We start from the raw sequence: 19,162 nt of genomic DNA, 5'->3' as shown, positions 1-19,162 counted from the left end.
GCCGTGCCCCACTCATCCGTGCCCCGATCACCCACGCGCCTCTACCTCGCGTCCACTTCGCCGGCCCGGTTGGCCACGCTTCGCGCGGCGGGGATCGAGCCGGTGGTCATGCCCTCGCATGTCGACGAGGATGCCGCCGTGGAGGCCGCAGCGCCGATCGCCCCGGTCGATATGGTCCTCCTGCTCGCCCGGCTCAAGGCATCCGCTGTGCTCGGCCCGGAGGTGGATGGGTTCGTGCTGGGCGGGGATTCGGTCTTCGAGCTCGACGGTGTCGTCTATGGCAAGCCGCATCTGCCGGAGGTGGCCCGTGAACGCTGGATGCTCCAGCGCGGACGCACCGGACACCTCCACTCCGGACACTGGCTCATCGATCACCGGGGCGGACGACTTCGGGGAGCGATCGGCGAGGTCGCGACGGCAGGGGTGACTTTCGCCGCCGACATCTCCGATCACGAGATCGATGCCTATGTCGCCACCGGAGAACCGCTCGAAGTCGCCGGCGCGTTCACGATCGACAGTCTCGGTGCGCCCTTCATCACCACGGTGGACGGTGATCCCCACGCGGTCGTCGGGCTATCCCTGTCGACACTGCGGTCGCTGCTGCTCCAGTTCGACGTGGGCTGGCCGTCTCTGTGGAACCGGTGACCTTGTGGAACCCGTTCCGGAGTCATCGGTCTTTTTTGTAGCCCACCACCAAAGGGTGCCCGTCTTCGCCCCATAGGCTAAAGGACTATGCCCCGCATCACGAAGGTCCTGGTCGCCAATCGCGGCGAAATCGCCGTTCGAGTCATCCGGGCCGCGAAGGACTCGGGAATCACCTCCGTGGCCGTCTACGCCGACCAGGATCGGGATGCCCGCCACGTGAAGCTCGCCGATGAGGCCTACGCCCTCGACGGGGCGACCAGCGCGGACACCTACCTGCGCATCGACAAGGTGCTGTCGATCGCCCGCCGTTCCGGGGCGGATGCCGTTCACCCGGGATACGGATTCCTGGCCGAGAACGCCGAGTTCGCCCGCGCCATCATCGATGCCGGACTCACCTGGATCGGGCCGTCGCCGGATGCCATCGAGAAGCTCGGCGACAAGGTCTCCGCCCGTCACATCGCGGAGAAGGTGGGCGCCCCGCTCGCACCAGGGACCCTCAACCCCGTCTCCGGCGCCCAGGAGGTACTGGACTTCGTCGACATCCACGGCCTTCCCGTCGCCATCAAGGCGGCCTTCGGTGGAGGAGGGCGCGGGCTCAAGGTCGCGCGCACCCGCGAAGAGATTCCGGAGCTGTTCGAGTCCGCGACGCGCGAGGCGATCGCCGCCTTCGGTCGGGGAGAGTGCTTCGTCGAGAAATACCTCGACCAGCCGCGACACGTCGAGACCCAGTGCCTCGCCGACGCCTTCGGCAAGGTCGTCGTGATCTCCACCCGGGACTGCTCGCTGCAGCGACGTCACCAGAAGCTCGTGGAAGAGGCGCCCGCGCCCTTCCTCACCGAAGAACAGAACGCGCTGCTCTACTCGGCGTCGAAGGCCATCCTGCAGGAGGTCGGCTACCTCGGCGCCGGCACCTGCGAGTTCCTCGTCGCGAAGGACGGCACCATCTCCTTCCTCGAGGTCAACACCCGCCTCCAGGTCGAGCATCCCGTCTCCGAAGAGGTGACCGGCATCGATCTCGTTCGCGAGCAGTTCCGCCTCGCCGAGGGGGGCGCCCTCGACTACGACGACCCGGTCGCCGAGGGGCATTCCTTCGAGTTCCGCATCAACGGCGAAGACCCCGGACGCAACTTCTTCCCTGCTCCGGGCCCCGTGCACGCGTTGCGCTTCCCCGGCGGTCCTGGTGTGCGTGTCGATAGCGGCGTGACCACCGGCGACGTGATCAGCGGCGCATTCGACTCGCTGCTCGCCAAGCTGATCGTCACCGGGTCGTCCCGCGAGGATGCCCTCGAACGCTCCCGCCGCGCCCTCGACGAGTTCGAGATCGCCGGACTGCCGACCGTGTTGCCGTTCCACCGCAAGATCGTGCGCGACCCGGCCTTCACGTCGTCGCCCTTCTCGATCTACACCCGCTGGATCGAGACCGACTTCGTCAACGACATCGAGCCGTGGAGCGGATCCCTCCCGGATGCGGCGGCAGCAGCCGCACGCCAGACCATCGTCGTCGAGGTTGACGGCAAGCGCATCGAGGTGTCGCTCCCGGCTCGCCTCGCCGCGGCATCCGGGGGCGCCTCTGCCACGCTCGGTGCCGCTCCCAAGCGCCGCGGTGGCGCGGGAGCCGTCGTGACAGCCACCGGCGACTCGGTCAAGGCACCGATGCAGGCGACCATCGTGAAACTCGCCGTCGCCGAGGGTGACTCCGTGGTGAAGGGCGACCTCATCCTGGTGCTCGAGGCGATGAAGATGGAGCAGCCGATCGCCGCCCACAAAGACGGGGTCATCGCCAACGTGAGCGCTGCCGTCGGCGAGACTGTGTCGTCGGGCTTCCTGCTGCTCGACATCGTGTCCTGAGCGGCGACGACGCCCCGCCGCTCTAACCCGCCTACCGCCTCCCCGCCTCCGCACCCCCGCCGCATCTCCGCATCTTCGCACCCCCGCATCATTCAGGAACTCCTGTGATTCCCGGGGAAGGAGTGACGCCCGAGGCATACACGCGACTCTTCAGCCTCACTGGCCCCACATGTTCCTGAATGATGCGAGGCAGCATCGTCGCCCGACGAGCGGGCGGAGGATCGTCAGCGCCCCGCAGCGAGCGCGGCGAGGATCATGCGCTCGCACCACGGCCAGTCGTTCATGATCCGCTGATAGGTGAGTCGGATGACGGTATACCCGCGAGCCACGAGTTCGGCGTCGCGCCGGCGGTCGCGTTCGAACGCGATTCGGTCGCCGTGATAGAGCCAGCTGTCGACCTCGATGACGATGCGCGTGCCAACCAGCCCGAAGTCGACCCGACCGACCGAGGCTATCTCCACCTGCTGGCGGTAGGGAATGCCGAGTCGGTCGAGCCGCTGGCGCACGAGCGACTCACTGCCGGAATCGCTCCCCAACCGGCAGCAAGATGCCGTGAGCCGATCGGATGCCGACGCGGAAGCGAAGATCTCGGCGATCCGGGCGGGCGTGTAGTTCGCCACGGCGAGGGCGGTGTCGAGGCACGCGACCGCGGTCTCGGTGTCGCACCAGGCGACAGTCTGGCGAAGGCACCGGTCGAAGGGTGTCCGCCAGCATTCCGGACCGCGTTCGGGAACGGCCCCTCCGCCAATCCAATGCAGCGCGATCGGTCGTCCCGACGAGTCCGGAGTGAGCGTTATCCGGTCGCTGAATGAGGGAGCGACATTGGTGCGCAGACGTGCCGAATTGCGGCCGACGCTGATATGGAGTCGGGGATCGAGGCCCGCCCACAGTCCGTATGTCGCAGCGGCACTCAGCCCGGCGAGCAGGCCACCGACCCGTGCAGCGGCGACACGGTCGATGTGGGCCGAGGGTGAGGCATAGCGCGCTTGCCGGACGCGTCTTATCCCGCCGCCTCGCACGGCACGGGTGAGTTCGGTGCCCGTGAAGCCGATCGCGAGGAGCTGCTGCCTGGTCGCGATGCCGCCGAGGATGTCGATGGCGTGAGCAAGGTCTGTCATCGCGCCAGCGTGGGCTGCCAGCATCCGCCCCGCTCCCCCACCTCAGCACCCGGTGGAGAAGCATCATTCAGGAAACCCTGTGAGGGAAGGGGCTATGGAGGCGCGAGACCACCCCACCGTGCACTCCCGCCACTCCCGTCACAAACCTTCCTGAATGATGAAGGCCGCACGAACCGCAGTCGGGACGGGTGACGCGCGACGGGTGACGGAGCTAGTTGACGATGTGCAGTGCGCGCGCAGCATCGGTGATGCTGTCGGAGAGCGAGGGGTAGACGGCGAAGGCGCGAGCCACCTGATCGACGGTCAGCCGGTGTTCGACCGCGATCGCGATCGGGAGGATGAGCTCGGATGCCCGGGGTGCAACGATCACGCCGCCGATGACGGTACCGGAGCCGGTGCGGGCGAATAGCTTGACGAAGCCGTCCTTGATCCCCATCATCTTCGCGCGCGGATTCGAGGCCAGCGGGAGCTTGTAGATGACGCCCTGCGCGATGCCGTCCTCGATCTGCTTCTGCGACCAGCCGACGGTTGCGATCTCCGGCTGCGTGAAGATGTTCGAGGTGACGTTGCGGAGCTCCGTGGGGTTCACCGCATCACCCATGGCGTGGAAGACTGCCGTGCGGCCCTGCATGGACGCGACGGATGCCAGGGGCAGGAAGTCCGAGCAGTCGCCGGCCGCGTAGATGGAGGGCATCGACGTGCGCGCCACCCGGTTTACCCGGATGTGCCCGGAGTCGGTGAGCTGAACGCCCGCCTCCTCCAGCCCGATACCGGAAGTATTCGGCACCGAACCGACCGCCATGAGGCAGTGACTGCCCTCAACGGTGCGGCCGTCCGAGAGGGTCGCGATGACGCCATCCGCGGTTCGCAGGATGGAATCGGCCCGGGACTTGGAGAGCACGGTCATGCCGTTGCGTCTGAAGACGTCCTCGATCACGCGGGCGGCATCGGCGTCCTCGCCCGGAAGCACCTGATCGCGGGAGGAGATTAGCGTGACTTTGGAGCCGAGCGCGGTGAAAGCCGAGGCGAATTCCGCGCCGGTGACACCGGATCCGACCACGATCAGGTGCTCCGGCGTCTCCTTCAGCGTGTACAACTGCGTCCACGTGAAGATGCGTTCCCCGTCGGGAATGGCGGAAGGGAGGATGCGGGGACTCGCGCCAACCGAGACGACGATCGTGTCGGCGTTGATCTCGTCGAAGTCGGTGCTGGTCTTTCCCTTGCCGGTCGATACGATGACGCGATTCGGTCCGTCCAGGCGGCCGTCCCCCTGGATCACGGTGACGCCAGCCTTGATGAGCTGGGACTTCATGTCTTCCGATTGCTGGCGGGCCAGGCGCAAGAGGCGCTGGTTGACGGCGGCGAGATTGACGGTGACTTCGGGCCGCACGGGTCTGCCGGACTCTCCGCGCACGAAGAACTGCACTCCGAGGTCGGCCGCTTCGCCGATGGCATTCGCCGCCTCGGCTGTCGCGATGAGCGTCTTCGAGGGGACGACATCGGTGAGTACGGCCGATCCGCCGACACCCACGCGCTCGACGACCGTGACCTCGGCGCCCATCTGGGCTCCGGTGATCGCAGCTTCGTATCCCCCGGGACCGCCCCCAACGACGGCGATACGTTGCTTTCGCTCGAATTCATAGGCCATGCGCCCATTCTCCCGTAGAGAGCGGTGACGCGGCGAATCAGGGCGGCGTCGGCCGGCATCCGCGCAACCGAGGCGGCTCTCCCATAGGCTGGGCGGATGCCGAATCCTCTCGACGACAATGCTGCCGACCCCTTCGAGATCGCCGCTCTCGCAGCCGCCGAGATCGCCGAACGAACCGGCGTCGACCACCATGACATCGCCCTGACACTCGGTAGCGGCTGGGGCAAGGCGGCCGATCTCATCGGTGTGACGACCACGACGATTCCCGCGGCGGAGATCACCGGGTTCAGCGCTCCCGCGCTCGAAGGCCACGTGGGGACGCTGCGATCCATCCGTCTCGCCGACGGCAGGAATGCCCTCGTGATCGGGGCGCGCACCCACTACTACGAGAACCACGGCGTGCGTCGGGTCGTTCACAGCGTGCGGACCGCGGCGGCCACCGGCGCCAAGATCATGATCCTCACCAACGGTGCCGGTGGCATCCGCGAGACCTGGAAGCCCGGCACGCCGGTGCTCATCAGCGACCACATCAACCTCACCGCTGACTCACCGCTCGAGGGCGCGACCTTCATCGACCTCACGGACCTCTACAGCGCGCGCCTGCGCGCGATCGCGAAGACCGTCGATCCCAGCCTCGACGAGGGCGTGTACACCCAGTTCCGCGGGCCGCACTACGAGACTCCCGCAGAGGTGCAGATGGCGAAGACCATCGGCGGCCACATCGTGGGGATGTCCACCGCGCTCGAGGCGATCGCGGCCCGCCAGGCCGGCATGGAGATCCTCGGACTGTCATTGATCACCAACCTCGCTGCGGGCATCCAGAAGTCTCCATTGAGCCACGCCGAGGTGCTCGAAGCCGGTCGGGATGCCGAACCGGTGATCTCGGCGCTGCTGGCACGGATTGTGCAGGAGCTGTAGTGAGCATCATCGACGTCGCACGAGCCTGGCACGATCAGGACCCGGATGACGAGACCCGCACCGAACTCGCCCTGCTCCTGACGGATGCCGAGGCTGGTTCCAAGGTCGCGATCGCGCAGTTGCACGACCGCTTCGATACCCGGCTCGAGTTCGGCACCGCGGGGCTTCGCGGCCGGATCGAAGCCGGCTCGAACCGGATGAACCGGGTGCTGGTCAGCCAGGCTGCCGCCGGATTCGCGAGCTTCCTGGTCTCCCGCGGGGGCACACCGAGCGTGGTGATCGGATACGACGGGCGCAAGAACTCGAGGGTCTTCGCCACCGACACGGCGGAGTTGATGGCCGGCGCCGGAGTTCGCGCGGTGCTGCTGCCCCGATTGCTGCCCACTCCCGTGCTCGCCTTCGCCGTGCGCGAGCTCGGCGTCAGCGCCGGAGTGATGGTCACGGCAAGCCACAATCCGCCCCAGGACAACGGCTACAAGGTCTACCTCGGTGACGCCGACCAGGGCTCCCAGATCGTCCCGCCACTGGATGGTGAGATCGCCGCGCACATCCTGGCCATCGCGGCCGAAACGAGCGTCCTGCGCCTGCCCCGCTCCTCTGAGTATGAGACCGCAGACGAACGGGTGATCGACGAATACGTCCGTCGCACGGCAGCCATCGCTGGTCGTCCCCGGGCTGCGGTGCGCTACGTGTACACCGCGATGCACGGGGTCGGCTGGGAGACGGCGCATCGCGTCTTCCTCGACGCCGGTTTCGGTGAACCCACAGTCGTGACGGCGCAGATCGAGCCGGATGCGGCCTTCCCCACCGTCGCCTTTCCCAACCCCGAGGAGCCGGGGGCGATGGATCTCGCGTTCGATGCGGCCATCTCCGCCGACGCCGAACTGGTGATCGCCAACGACCCGGATGCCGACCGCCTCGCCATCGGGATCCCCGACGTGGACGGCGAGTGGCAGCGGCTGAGCGGCAATCAGGTCGGAGCGCTACTGGGCTGGCGCGCGGCCGAGCGGCTCGCCGCGGCGGGCACCTCCGGCACCCTCGCGGCGTCGATCGTCTCCTCCCCCGCCCTCGCCGAGGTGGCGCGCCACTACGGACTCGACTATGTCGACACGCTCACGGGATTCAAGTGGGTGTCGCGTGTGCCCGGCCTCTCCTACGGCTACGAAGAGGCCCTCGGCTACCTCGTCGACCCCGAGAAGGTGCGCGACAAGGATGGCATCTCGGCGGCGGTCGAGTTCCTGGGGCTCGTGTCGGACCTCAAGGCCGTCGGCCGCACCGTCACCGATCACCTCACCGACTTCGCCGAGCGGTTCGGTGCGTTCGCCTCGTCGCAGGTCTCGATCCGGATGACGGATCTCGCCGACATCCCCCGACTGATGTCCTCGCTCCGGCAGTCCCCGCCGGAGCGGATCGGCGCGGTGGCCGTTCGACAGGTCGACGATTTCGTGGACGGCTTCGCCGGTCTGCCCGCCAGCGACATCCTGCGCTACCAGCTCGATGATGGATCGCGGGTGATCGTGCGTCCGAGCGGCACCGAACCGAAGGTGAAGGTCTACATCGACGCGTCGAGCGACGATGGCACCGCGGCGCACCGGCAGGCGGTCGCCCAGGGCGCTGTCGACCGGCTCGAATCTGCCCTGCGCCAGTTAATGGCCGAGCGCGCCTGAGATCCTTTCGGACGCCGCCCGCGCCCGGTCCTCCACCTCCTGGGTGCGCGCCGCGCTGAAGCTCGTGGCGACGTAGGGAACGGTGAGTGCCGCCACGGCCGAGTCTCCACGCGCGAAGACCGGAAAGACGATGTCGGTGATGCCCGGCTGGAGGCTGTCGTGCGCGCGTTCGAAGCCCCGGAGTCGCACGCGTTCGACCCGCTCGCGAGCGCTGCCGGAAAGGCCGCGCAGCCAGGGCTCCATCACCGACTCAGCGCCGAACGCCGCGAGGACGGCACCGGTCGCGGTGCCCTCGATCGGGAAGTCCGATCCGACCCGCACGCGAAACCCGAAGTTCGCGGGACTCTCCACCTGCGCGAGCACCAGAACCCGGCCGGCCGAGAGAACCCCGAGGTTGCAGGACTGCTGCACCTCGTCAACGAAAGACCGCATCGCCGGAAGCGCGGCGGCCTCGAGACCGCGAAGCGGCTCCTGCCGATGGGCGAGCATGAACATCTGGACCGACAACGCATAGAGCCCCGATCCCTCCTCGCGCACGAGGTATCCACGCGCCTCGAGCGTCTGAAGCACCCGGAAGACCTGGCTGACCGATCGACCGACGGCCTCGGCGATGGCAGCCTGGCTGAGCCCGCCGGATCGTGCGGCCAGGAGTTCGAGGATGTCGAGGGCCTTGTCCAGCGCGGGAACCGAGTACTCGGGAGCCTGCGACTCGGACTTCCGGGAGTCGAGTGTCTGAGCCCCGGAACCCGGTAGCGCTGGCCCGCTCATCGGGATGCCGACATCGCCGCGACCATCCGGCGTGCGATGAGGCGATTGAGGTCGTCGGGCACGGGCTGGGCGCCGGACGGGAGCCCGGCGGCGGATCCGGCGATCCGTTCGAGGGAGAGCGCCTGGAGGAGGAAGCCGAGGTCCATCGATTCGAGCGAATTCCCACGGGGTTCGCGACCGGCCAGGTTGACCATGCGCCCACCGGCGAGAAGCACGACGTGACGCCCGTCGGCGAATTCCACCCGCTCGATCGCGTCATCCACCGGCACGACCCGACTGGCGGTGGCGGTGAGGGTCGGCACGTCGATCTCCCAGTCGAAGTGCCCGCTGTTGGCGAGCACGGTGCCGGATTCGAGCAGGGGGAACTCGGATGCTCCGATCACCGCCGGGCGCCCGGTGGCCGTGATGACCGTCTGCGCCCATCCCGCGAGTTCGGCGATCGGTGCCACCCGATAGCCGTCCAACGCCGCCTCGAATGCCTTGAGGTCATCCACTTCGGCGATCGCGACCCGGCCGCCGAGCGCTCGAAGGTACTGGGCGATACCGCGGCCGCACCAGCCGTAACCCACGACGACGAAGCGGCGACCGGGCAGCATGAGCCCGGTGATACGCATGAGGCTCTCGACGACGGACTGACCGACGGCGTGCCGATTCTCGCCGATCGCCTTGAGGGGGCTGTCGTTGATGACGATGACGGGAAAGGGGATGTGCTCGACGAGTTCGCCTCGCAGCCGGTCGGCACCCGATGTCGTCTCTTCGGTCGCGCCGATGATGCGCGTGGCGATACCGCGCTCCACCACTCCCGCGATGAGGTCCGCCCCGTTGTCGAGGATCATGTCGGGGTTCGCATCGAGCACACTCGCGACATTGGACCGGTGCTGTTCGATGGTGTCGTCCCGTCGGCCGAACACGACGAGACCCTGCTCGCGCAGGACGGCAACCATGTCGTCCTGGGTCGATCCATGGTTGCCGGTCGCCACGACCTCCGCCCCGCCAGCAGCGAGCACTTCGAGCAACACTGCGGTCTTCGGATCGAGGTGGATCGCGACGCCGATCCGGCGCCCGGCGAAGGGCTGGGAAGCTGCGAATTCCTTCCGTGCGGCCGCGAGCAGCGACATCCGCGACCGGATCCATTCCAGCCGCTGATGGCCGCGTTCGACGAGTTCACTGGACATGGGCGTTCCTCACTCGGACGGGATGACTACCGCCGAGCATACGCCTATGAAAGCAGTTTTTATATATGAAACTTTAGCCGAGTGCCACTTCGAGCTTCCGAGCCAGTTCCGCGGTGTCGAAGTAGTTCTCGATCACGATCACATCGGCGTTCGTCGGTCCGATCGCGTCCACGAATTCGGCGGAGGTGAGGATGACCTGGGCGTCCGCCGCATCGCCGCTGAGGCTCGAGAGATGGGCGGCCGTGACATCCGCCTCCAGGCCGAGCCGCGCGAGCACCCGCTCCGCGTTCACCTTGAGGATGCCGGAGCTGCCGATCCCCGCCCCGCAGATCGCAACGATCTTCACGAGCGGTTCCCCATGATCTGCAGCACCTGGGAGGCTGAGGTCGCGGCCGCCAGCTGGGCGATCGCGCTCGAGTCGTTGAAGACGTTCGCGAGCTCGGCGACCGCCTCGATGTGCGTGTCAGCCGACTTGATCGCAAGGCCGAGCACCACACTCACCGGGTCGTTGTGCGGATGCCCGAAGGACACCGGAGTGGCGAGCGTCACCACGGCGAGGCCGTCGGTGAGCACATCCGGCCCGGGGCGTGCGTGCGCGAGCGCGAGCCCCGGCGCGATCACGACGTAAGGTCCGTGTTCGTCGATCATGCGGATCATCTCATCGGCATAGCCCGGTCGGGTGGCACCGGAGGCCGTGAGGGCGCGGCCGGCCAGCCGCACCGCCTCCCGCCAGTCACCGGCCTCGGCTCCCACGATGATCGCCGACTCGGCGAGAAGGGGAAGGGGCATCAGGCCCGCTCGAAACCGGCGCTGATGCGATCGGCCAGCTCTTCACGCTCTTCGAACGGAAGGAAGGTAGATCCGGCGGCATTGAGTTGGAACACCTCGAGGTCGGTCAGGTCGTAGTCGAAGGTCTCCGCGAGCAGTGCGAGCTCGCGACTCAGCGACGTACGGCTCATCAGGCGGTTATCGGTGTTGACCGTCACTCGGAAGCCGAGCTGGTAGAGCAGGTCGAAGGGGTGATCGATGAGCTCGTCGCCCCATTTCGCGATCGCGCCCGTCTGGAGGTTCGACGAGGGACTCAACTCGAGGGCGATCTCCCGATCCTTCACCCATTGCGACAACCGCCCGAGCTCGACGTAGGTGTTCTCGTCGTCGGAACGGTCCACCGTGATGTCCTCGGCGAGGCGCACGCCGTGCCCGAGGCGCAGCGCACGGCCGTCGAACAGCGCTCCACGAATACTCTCGAGGCCGTCGGCCTCGCCCGCATGCACCGTCGTGGGAAAGTAGTGTGACGCGAGGTAGTCGAAGGCCTCGCGGTGGTTGCCAGCAGGGAATCCGGCCTCGGCGCCCGCGATGTCGAAGCCGACGACCCCGTTGTTGCGGTGTCGCACAGCGAGTTCGGCGATCTCGAGCCCGCGATCGGCGTGACGCATGGCAGTGACCAACTGCCCGATCCGGATGCTGCGTCCCGCCTCGGAGACGGCGTCGATGCCCTCCTCGATGCCTTCCTGCACCGCCTCGACGGCCTCGTCGAGGGTGAGACCGCCGGAAAGGTGCTGCTCGGGAGCCCACCGGATCTCGCCGTAGATCACGCCGTCGGCATCGAGGTCCTCGACGAACTCGCGGGCGACGCGCGTGAGCCCCGCTGCCGTCTGCATGACGGCGGTGGTGATATCGAAGGTCTTGAGGTACTCGACGAGTGAGCCGGAATCCGCCTTCTCGGCGAACCAGTCGGCGAGCGCCACGGCATCCGTCTCGGGAAGCTCGAAGCCGATCTCGCCGGCGAGTTCGATGATGGTCTGTGGACGGAGGCCCCCGTCGAGGTGGTCGTGGAGTGAGACCTTGGGCAGCGCGGTGATGTTCGCGCCGCCGCCGGGCATGAAGAAGTCTGAGGAGGTCATGCCCCAAATCTATCGGGTGCCACCGGCCGCTAACCTGACGGAATGGCCAAGAAGATCATTCTCGATTGTGACCCGGGGCACGATGACGCGATCGCTCTGATCCTTGCTCACGGTAGCCCCGAGATCGAGCTGGTCGCGGTGACGACGGTGCACGGAAACCAGACCATCGAGAAGGTCACCCGCAACGCGCTCGCAATCGCCCGGATCGCCGGAATCACCGGTATCCCGTTTGCCGCCGGCGCCCACCGGCCCCTGGTGCGCACCGCGGAGGTTGCAGAGTCGATCCACGGCGCATCCGGCCTCGACGGACCGGAGCTCCCGCAGCCCCTGTTCGCGCCCGATCCACGGCACGCCGTCGATCTCATCATCGACACGGTCATGGCTGCGCCTGCCCAGACCATCACCCTCGTGCCGACCGGCGCGCTCACCAACATCGCCCTCGCCGTGCGGAAGGAGCCGCGCATCGCCTCGCTCGTGAAGGAGGTCGTGCTGATGGGCGGCGGTTATCACGTCGGCAACTGGAGCGCCGCGGCGGAGTTCAACATCGTGATCGATCCGGAGGCGGCTCACATCGTCTTCAACGAGAGGTGGAAGCTCACGATGGTGGGGCTGGATGTCACGCACCAGGCCCTCGCGACCCCGGAGGTCGTCGCGGCCATCGCCGCCGTCGACACCGCGCCGGCACGGTTCGTCGTCGAGCTGCTCGACTTCTTCGGCACCACCTATCGCAACGCCCAGGGCTTCGAGCACCCGCCCGTGCACGATCCCTGCGCCGTCGCCCTCGTCATCGACCCGAGCGTGATGACCGTGGTGCGCGTTCCGCTGGACATCGAGCTGGCCGGCATGCTGACCCTCGGCATGACGGTCGCCGACTTCCGCTCCGAGGCGCCGGAGGAGTGCACCACCCATGCGGCGACCGCACTGGATGTCCCGCGCTTCTGGGACCTGATCGTGGATGCCCTGGTGCGCATCGGCGACCCGTCCCGGTAGCGACCGTTGCCCTCCGGTTCGCATCATTCAGGAACATCCGGGACGGGAGTGAATACCGAGACCGGTGAGGCATCGATCTGACACTCCATTCACTCCAGCCCCACGTGTTCCTGAATGATGAAAACCACGATCGCGCAGTCCCATCACGAGCGCGCAACCTCATCATTCAGGAACTTCTGTGACGGAAGTGCCCAGCGGGAGCAATGAGTGTCACTCCAGCAACTCCAGTCACTCCCGCCCCGCATGTTCCTGAATGATGAACAGGGCGAACAGGGCGAACAGGCGGGCGCGCGGAAGGGCGGGACGGATGCCTCAGTCGCGGGGCCGACGCACGGCGAGCAAGGTCAGCCCGCCGAGGGCCGCCCCGCCGAGGATGCGCCGGAACGGGTTGACTCCTCGAGCGATTTCGTCGACCGCCCAGACGACCAGCGCGAGCACCGCGACGACGCCGACTCCGGTGCGCAACTTGGATGCGGGCAGCATCACGCCAACGAGTGTCGCCCCCGAGAAGATCTTCTGCTCGAGGTTCGCGGCCTGGCCGATGGTGATCCTGCCGTTCTCGCGGCTGCGGAACATCCAGTCCAGGCGGTCCTTACGGCGTGACATCAGGCTCCAATTCGTTCGGCGATCAGCGGGCCTCCATCAAGGATCTCCTCGCCCGCCTCTCCCACACGGTACGCCCCTTCCAGGGCCTCGAGCGCCCGGGCGAATCGCTCCGGCTCGTCGGCACTGAGGGTGAAGAGCGGCTGCCCAGCGGTGACCCGGTCTCCCGGCTTTGCGTGAAGGTCGATGCCTGCGGCGTGCTGCACCGGATCCTGCTTTCGCGCTCGCCCCGCTCCCAGCCGCCAGGCCGCGATTCCGAATGGAAGCGCCTGCTGCTCGACGAGCACGCCGTCGCGTTCTGCGCTCACCACATGAGTCTCTCGCGCCACCGGCAGTGCGGCCGCTGGGTCCCCACCCTGCGCGCGGATCATCCGGTTCCAGCTGTCCATGGCGCGTCCGTCGGCGAGTGCCGCTTCCACATCGGCGTCCGGCTGCCCGGCGTGCCTGAGCATCTCGCGGGCGAGTGCCACGGTGAGCGCGACGATGTCCGATGGGCCACCACCGGCGAGCACCTCCACCGATTCACGCACCTCGTTGGCATTGCCGATGGCCAGACCGAGTGGCACGTTCATGTTCGTGAGAAGAGCGGATGTCGCGACCCCGGCATCCTCACCGAGCGCCACCATCGTCTGGGCGAGCTCGCGCGACTGGGCGATGTCCTTGAGGAATGCCCCGGAGCCGAACTTCACATCGAGCACGAGTGCGGATGTGCCTTCGGCGATCTTCTTGGACATGATCGACGATGCGATGAGGGGGATCGACTCGACGGTTCCGGTGATGTCGCGCAGGGCGTAGAGCTTGCCGTCGGCGGGAGCGAGGCCCGATCCCGCCGCACAGACCACCGCACCGACGTCATCCAGGATCTCGCGCATCCTCTCCCCGGAGATGTTCGCCTGCCAGCCGGGGATCGACTCGAGCTTGTCGAGCGTGCCACCGGTGTGCCCGAGACCGCGGCCGGAGAGCTGGGGAACGGCCACTCCGAAGCTCGCCACCAGCGGGGCGAGGGGAAGCGTGATCTTGTCGCCGACGCCTCCGGTGGAGTGCTTGTCGGTCGTCTTCTTGGACAGGCCCGAGAAGTCCATCGTCTCGCCGGAGGCGATCATGGCGAGCGTGAGATCACGGATCTCCCTCCGCTCCATGCCGTTGAGGAAGATCGCCATCGCCATGGCGGCCATCTGCTCGTCGGCGACGTAGCCCCGGGTATACGCGTCCACCAGCCAGCGGATCTGCTCCGTCGAGAGCACCCCGCGATCGCGCTTGGCGTGGATGAGGTCGACGACGTCGAAGGCTTCGATGGCCATGGTGGAGAGTCCGATCGTAGGGAGGGGGTTCAGTCCGCGTCGCGGTACTCGGCGAGCTGGCGCGGGCCGAAGGCATCCGGGATGACTTCGTCGATCGTCTTCACGCCGGAGACGGTCTCGAGAAGCATGCCGGGTGCGGAATGTTCATAGAGCAGCTGCCTGCACCGCCCGCAGGGCATGAGGATGTTGCCGTGGCCGTCGACGCAGGTGAACGCCACGAGGCGCCCACCGCCGGTCATGTGCAGCGAGGAGACCAGGGCGCATTCGGCGCAGAGAGTGAGGCCGTACGACGCGTTCTCCACATTGGCGCCGGAGATGATGCGGCCGTCATCGACGATCGCGGCGACGCCCACCGGGAACTTCGAGTAAGGCACATAGGCGTGCGTGTTCGCCTCGTTCGCGACGAGCCGCAGGGCCTCCCAGTCGACATCCGACATCATCAGCCCTTCACGTACGCTTTGCCCGATGCGGCGGGTGGTCGCACCGAGCCGACGAGCCCGGCGACGGCGAAGATGGTGATCACGTACGGCAGCATCAACATGAACTCGCTGGGCACCGGGGAACCGATCGCCGACAGCACGCTCTGGAGGTTGGTGGCGAAACCGAACAGCAGGGCGGCGAGGGTCGCGCGGATCGGATCCCAGCGTCCGAAGATCACGGCCGCAAGGGCGATGAACCCGGCGCCGGCCGTCATCTCCTTGCTGAAACTGCCCACCGACCCGAGGGTGAAGTACGCCCCACCGAACCCGGCGATGGCCCCGGCGAGAGAGACATTCCAGAAGCGGGTGCGGTTGACGTTGATACCGACGGTGTCCGCGGCCTGCGGGTTCTCCCCGGAGGATCGGAGCCGCAGTCCCCACTTGGTGTGGAACAGGGCATACCAGACGACGAAGACCGCGACGTACATGATGTAGATGATGATCGTCTGCCGAAACAGCGTCGGTCCGATGATCGGGATCTCGCTGAGCAGCGGGATGTTGATGCGCTGGAACCGCTCCGGGGAGTTGAGGGTGGTCTGGTTGGGGCTCAACAGTGTGGTGTACAGGAAGCTCGTGAGCCCGGTCACGAGCACGTTGAGAACCACTCCGACGATCACCTGGTCGACGAAGTACTTGATCGAGAATGCGGCGAGCACGAAGGACACCAACATGCCGGCGACCATGGCCGCAAGCAAGCCGAGAAAGGGAAGCCGAGTCGCGGAGGCGACGAGCGCCGAAACGAAGGCTCCCGCGAGCAACTGGCCCTCGATGGCCACATTGACCACACCGACCCGCTCCGAGATCACGCCGCCGAGCGCTCCGAAGATCAGGGGAACGCTGAGACCAACGGCACCGACGAGCAAGCCAGCCACGGGGATCGACCGGAGGCCCGCGGATGCCCAGACCAGGAACGCGAACAGGAACAGCACCGCAAAGACGGCGGTGACCCAGAGCGGGACGCGTCGCGCGTGCCGCGCGAGCCAGGCCGCCCAACCGGCGATGAGCAGCAACAGCACCGACGTGACGATCGAGGTTGGCCGGGCGTCGACGGGGATGGGGGGAATCTGGAAGAAGTCGGAGTCGGTGGACAGCCGGAAGGTGCTGGTGCCCGAGCGGCCGAAGAAGCCGAAGAGCACGAGCGAGAGCACCGCGAAGAAGCCCAGCGCGATGGGAGCCTTCCAGCTTTTCACCACGGCTGACTGGAGAGCGATGGGCGCGCTGCTCGAAACGCCCTGATTGTCTGTCACGGTGGTCATTTGGTCACCACAGCCTTCTTGCCGGAAATCTTCGACGTGCGGATTCTCGGGACGCCGGAGGGTTTCGGCAGGCGGAAGACCGCCCGCACCAGTGGAGGAGCCGCGATGAAGAGCACGATGAGCGACTGGACCACCGACACGATTTCGATGGGGATGCCCTGGGAGGCCTGCATGGTGAATCCTCCCGCCTTGAACGCGCCGAACAGGATGCCTGCTACGAACACGCCCCACGGCTTGGAGCGACCGAGGAGTGCGACCGTGATGGCATCGAACCCGATGCCCGCATCGATGCCCGATCCGAATCCCGAGGTGATGGAGCCCTGCACCTGATTCGCTCCGGCGAGCCCGATGAGCCCACCGGAGATGAGCATCGCGTAGACGTACATGTTCTTCACGTCTATGCCCGCGACGCGGGAAGCGTGGGGATTCTCGCCGATCGCCCGGAACTTGAAACCGAGGCTCGACCGGTTGAGCAGATACCAGACGAAGATGGTCACGATGATCACGAGAATGAACCCGATGGTCAGGTTGTAGTTCGGCCCCAGCAGGTCGGGGAAGATCGCGGAGGGCTTCATCGCCGGGGATTTCGGATTGCTCGAGCCCTTGGCCTGCAGAAGGCCGGGCGTGCGAAGCATGTAGGCGAGGAGGTAATAGGCCACGTAATTGAGCATGATCGTGACGATCACCTCGTTCGCCCCGGTTCGCGCCTTGAGCAGTCCGACGATGCCGCCCCAGATCGCACCGCCCGCGATCCCCGCGAGCAGCGCGACGATGAGGTGGAGGGGGAATGGCAGGTCGAAGGAGAAACCGACCCAGCCGGCAGCGGCAGCAGCGATGAGCATCTGCCCACGCCCACCGATGTTGAACAGTCCCACCCGGAACGCCAGCGCCACTCCGAGACCGGCCGCGATGAGCGGCGTCGCGAAGGCGAGAGTCTCGGTGAAGGGCTTGATGCCGCCTGCGAAGTCGGGTCGACCGAAGTTGTAGATCGAACCTTGGAACAGGGCGATGTACGCACCCGACACGGCCGTCCAGGCGGCTTGGAGCATATCGGTGGGGCGAGAGAAGAAGTAGGCGGATGCCGTCTTGACAGTCGGGTCCGTCAGGGCGATGAGAATGCCGCCGGCCACGAGCGCGAGCACGACTGCCAGCACAGAGATCAGGGCGTTGCCCGTGGTGATCTCCCGGAGCACTCCGCTGAACCGGGAGGGCTCGTTCTCGATCGGTGCCTTCGCCTGCGGTTGGGTGGGAGAGGGTGTTTGCGAGTCGGTCACGCCGCCACCTCCGCCGTGTCGGGCAGTTCGCCTGCCATCATGAGCCCGAGCACCGCACGCGGGGTGTTGCCCGGCACGATCCCGACGATTCCGCCCCGGTACATCACGGCGATGCGGTCTGCGAGCGCGACGACCTCATCGAGTTCGGTGGACACGACGATCACGGCGGTGCCTGCATCGCGAGTGGCGACGATCCGCGTGTGCACGAACTCGATCGAACCGACATCCAGTCCCCGGGTCGGCTGCGCCGCCACGAAGAGCCGGAGGTCGCGGCTCAGCTCGCGGGCGAGCACGACCTTCTGTTGGTTGCCCCCGGAGAGTTTGCCGGCGTGCGTGCCGATGCCCTGGGCGCGGATGTCGAACTCCACGATCTTCTGCTCGGCGAACTCCGCGAGGCCGCCGAGCTGGAGCGTTCCCGCCTTCACGAACGGAGCTCCGTCTGATCGGTCGAGCATGAGGTTCTCGGCGATGGTGAACTCGGCGATGAGTCCGTCTTCTCCGCGGTCCTCCGGCACGAAGCCGACCCCGGAGTCGAGCACCTTCCTGGTCGATTCGCGACGCAAATCAGTGCCGTCGAGCACGATGGATCCGGTGACCCGGGGCTGGAGCCCCATGATCGCTTCGGTGAGTTCGGTCTGTCCGTTGCCCTGCACGCCGGCGATCGCCAGGATCTCGCCCGACTTCACCTCGAAGCTCACGTCGTTCACGACGAGCTGTCCGCGGTGATCGATCACCGAGAGGTGGCTGATCACGAGAGCAGCGTCGCCGGGCTTCTCCGGACCCTTGTTCACAGTGAGTTCGACCGGTCGGCCCACCATCAGGGAGGCGAGTTCGGTATTGGTCGCGGTGGGGGATGCCTCGCCCACGACCTTGCCGAGCCGGATGACGGTGATCCGGTCTGCCACCTCGCGCACCTCGCGCAGCTTGTGGGTGATGAAGACGATGGAGGTGCCGGCGGCCTTGAGCTGTTTCATGATCACCATCAGCTCATCCGTCTCCTGCGGGGTGAGCACCGCGGTCGGTTCGTCGAAGACGAGCACCTTCGCGTCGCGGGAGAGTGCCTTGATGATCTCCACCCGCTGCTGCACCCCGACGGGGAGGTCGTCCACCAGGGCGTCCGGATCGACGTCGAATCCGAATCGGCTCGAGATCTGACGCACCTGTTCGCGCGCCGCAGCGAGGTCGAGTCGGCCACCGAAGGAGGTCTGCTCGTGACCGAGCATCACGTTCTCGGCGACTGTGAAGACGGGGATGAGCATGAAGTGCTGGTGGACCATTCCGATTCCGGCCGCCATCGCGTCACCGGGGCCGGCGAAGTGCTGCACGGCATCGTCGAGCAGGATCTCGCCCTCTTCGGCCTGGTAGAGGCCGTAGAGCACGTTCATGAGCGTGGACTTGCCTGCGCCGTTCTCGCCGAGGAGGCAGTGGATCTCACCGGGTTCGACGACGAGATCGATGTGATCGTTGGCCACAAGGGCACCAAACCGCTTGGTGATCCCACGGAGTTCGAGCTTCATGCGTCCCAATCTATCCGGCAACGTTGCCGGAGTCGTAGCCGCAAGTCAATC

18 protein-coding genes are annotated in these 19,162 nt (G+C 66.8%); 5 read left to right on the top strand and 13 right to left on the bottom strand.

Annotated elements, in window-relative coordinates:
• Positions 1-3 precede the first annotated feature (3 nt).
• Both ABIB54_RS03295 and ABIB54_RS03290 read left to right on the top strand, forming a co-directional pair.
• Positions 4-645 carry a Maf family protein gene (locus tag ABIB54_RS03295; protein ID WP_354574084.1) on the top strand — a complete coding sequence of 214 codons (642 nt, stop codon included), beginning with the start codon at positions 4-6 and terminating at the stop codon, positions 643-645.
• Between the two features lie 87 nt (positions 646-732).
• Positions 733-2,493 carry an acetyl/propionyl/methylcrotonyl-CoA carboxylase subunit alpha gene (locus ABIB54_RS03290; RefSeq protein ID WP_354574083.1) on the top strand — a complete coding sequence of 587 codons (1,761 nt, stop codon included), beginning with the start codon at positions 733-735 and terminating at the stop codon, positions 2,491-2,493.
• 224 nt (positions 2,494-2,717) lie between these two features.
• Here ABIB54_RS03290 and ABIB54_RS03285 read toward each other — a convergent pair whose 3' ends face one another.
• The gene (locus tag ABIB54_RS03285) at positions 2,718-3,611 is read right to left on the bottom strand and encodes a DUF559 domain-containing protein (RefSeq protein ID WP_354574082.1); all 894 of its coding nucleotides are present in this window, start codon (positions 3,609-3,611) and stop codon (positions 2,718-2,720) included.
• Between the two features lie 211 nt (positions 3,612-3,822).
• A complete protein-coding gene (locus ABIB54_RS03280) occupies positions 3,823-5,259 on the bottom strand; it encodes an NAD(P)H-quinone dehydrogenase (RefSeq protein ID WP_354574081.1) in 1,437 nt (478 codons plus the stop codon).
• A 96-nt stretch (positions 5,260-5,355) separates the two neighbouring features.
• Between ABIB54_RS03280 and ABIB54_RS03275 the strand changes: the two genes are divergently transcribed.
• On the top strand, positions 5,356-6,177 hold the full coding sequence (locus ABIB54_RS03275) for a purine-nucleoside phosphorylase (protein ID WP_354574080.1): 822 nt from the start codon (positions 5,356-5,358) through the stop codon (positions 6,175-6,177).
• Positions 6,177-7,844: a phospho-sugar mutase gene (locus ABIB54_RS03270; protein ID WP_354574079.1), complete on the top strand. Its 1,668-nt coding sequence runs from the start codon at positions 6,177-6,179 to the stop codon at positions 7,842-7,844. The genes ABIB54_RS03275 and ABIB54_RS03270 overlap by 1 nt, the downstream gene beginning before the upstream one ends.
• Here the strand turns inward: ABIB54_RS03270 and ABIB54_RS03265 are convergent.
• The 5 genes from ABIB54_RS03265 to ABIB54_RS03245 all read right to left on the bottom strand — a co-directional run bounded on the left by ABIB54_RS03265 (position 7,824) and on the right by ABIB54_RS03245 (position 11,691).
• Positions 7,824-8,612, bottom strand: a complete 789-nt coding sequence (locus ABIB54_RS03265) for an IclR family transcriptional regulator (protein WP_354574078.1) — start codon at positions 8,610-8,612, stop codon at positions 7,824-7,826. The genes ABIB54_RS03270 and ABIB54_RS03265 overlap by 21 nt on opposite strands.
• Positions 8,609-9,787 carry an adenosylhomocysteinase gene (locus tag ABIB54_RS03260; protein ID WP_354574077.1) on the bottom strand — a complete coding sequence of 393 codons (1,179 nt, stop codon included), beginning with the start codon at positions 9,785-9,787 and terminating at the stop codon, positions 8,609-8,611. Before ABIB54_RS03260 ends, ABIB54_RS03265 begins: the two co-directional genes overlap by 4 nt.
• Before the next feature lie 73 nt (positions 9,788-9,860).
• Entirely contained in the window at positions 9,861-10,133 is a 273-nt protein-coding gene (locus ABIB54_RS03255) for a PTS sugar transporter subunit IIB (RefSeq protein WP_354574076.1), read from the bottom strand.
• On the bottom strand, positions 10,130-10,576 hold the full coding sequence (locus ABIB54_RS03250) for a PTS sugar transporter subunit IIA (protein ID WP_354574075.1): 447 nt from the start codon (positions 10,574-10,576) through the stop codon (positions 10,130-10,132). The genes ABIB54_RS03255 and ABIB54_RS03250 overlap by 4 nt, the downstream gene beginning before the upstream one ends.
• Positions 10,576-11,691 (bottom strand): adenosine deaminase, encoded by a 1,116-nt coding sequence (locus ABIB54_RS03245; protein WP_354574074.1) that lies wholly within the window; start codon positions 11,689-11,691, stop codon positions 10,576-10,578. Before ABIB54_RS03245 ends, ABIB54_RS03250 begins: the two co-directional genes overlap by 1 nt.
• Before the next feature lie 42 nt (positions 11,692-11,733).
• Here ABIB54_RS03245 and uriH point away from each other — a divergent pair, with 42 nt between their 5' ends.
• Entirely contained in the window at positions 11,734-12,681 is a 948-nt protein-coding gene (uriH, locus tag ABIB54_RS03240) for a uridine-preferring nucleoside hydrolase UriH (RefSeq protein WP_354574073.1), read from the top strand.
• 312 nt (positions 12,682-12,993) lie between these two features.
• Here the strand turns inward: uriH and ABIB54_RS03235 are convergent, their stop codons facing one another.
• The 6 genes from ABIB54_RS03235 to ABIB54_RS03210 are packed head-to-tail and all read right to left on the bottom strand — an operon-like array spanning position 12,994 to position 19,111.
• The gene (locus ABIB54_RS03235) at positions 12,994-13,287 is read right to left on the bottom strand and encodes a hypothetical protein (RefSeq protein ID WP_354574072.1); all 294 of its coding nucleotides are present in this window, start codon (positions 13,285-13,287) and stop codon (positions 12,994-12,996) included.
• Positions 13,287-14,585: a thymidine phosphorylase gene (locus ABIB54_RS03230; RefSeq protein WP_354574071.1), complete on the bottom strand. Its 1,299-nt coding sequence runs from the start codon at positions 14,583-14,585 to the stop codon at positions 13,287-13,289. Before ABIB54_RS03230 ends, ABIB54_RS03235 begins: the two co-directional genes overlap by 1 nt.
• A gap of 29 nt (positions 14,586-14,614) precedes the next feature.
• Positions 14,615-15,025 carry a cytidine deaminase gene (locus ABIB54_RS03225; protein WP_502917045.1) on the bottom strand — a complete coding sequence of 137 codons (411 nt, stop codon included), beginning with the start codon at positions 15,023-15,025 and terminating at the stop codon, positions 14,615-14,617.
• A complete protein-coding gene (locus ABIB54_RS03220; RefSeq protein ID WP_354574070.1) occupies positions 15,025-16,320 on the bottom strand; it encodes an ABC transporter permease in 1,296 nt (431 codons plus the stop codon). Before ABIB54_RS03220 ends, ABIB54_RS03225 begins: the two co-directional genes overlap by 1 nt.
• Positions 16,317-17,594 carry an ABC transporter permease gene (locus ABIB54_RS03215; RefSeq protein WP_502917043.1) on the bottom strand — a complete coding sequence of 426 codons (1,278 nt, stop codon included), beginning with the start codon at positions 17,592-17,594 and terminating at the stop codon, positions 16,317-16,319. Before ABIB54_RS03215 ends, ABIB54_RS03220 begins: the two co-directional genes overlap by 4 nt.
• Positions 17,591-19,111, bottom strand: a complete 1,521-nt coding sequence (locus ABIB54_RS03210) for an ABC transporter ATP-binding protein (RefSeq protein ID WP_354574069.1) — start codon at positions 19,109-19,111, stop codon at positions 17,591-17,593. Before ABIB54_RS03210 ends, ABIB54_RS03215 begins: the two co-directional genes overlap by 4 nt.
• Positions 19,112-19,162 lie beyond the last annotated feature (51 nt).

The sequence above is a fragment of the Frigoribacterium sp. UYMn621 genome, assembly GCF_040549525.1.
Lineage (GTDB): Bacteria > Actinomycetota > Actinomycetes > Actinomycetales > Microbacteriaceae > Lacisediminihabitans.
This window is presented reverse-complemented; position numbering and strand designations above follow the sequence as displayed.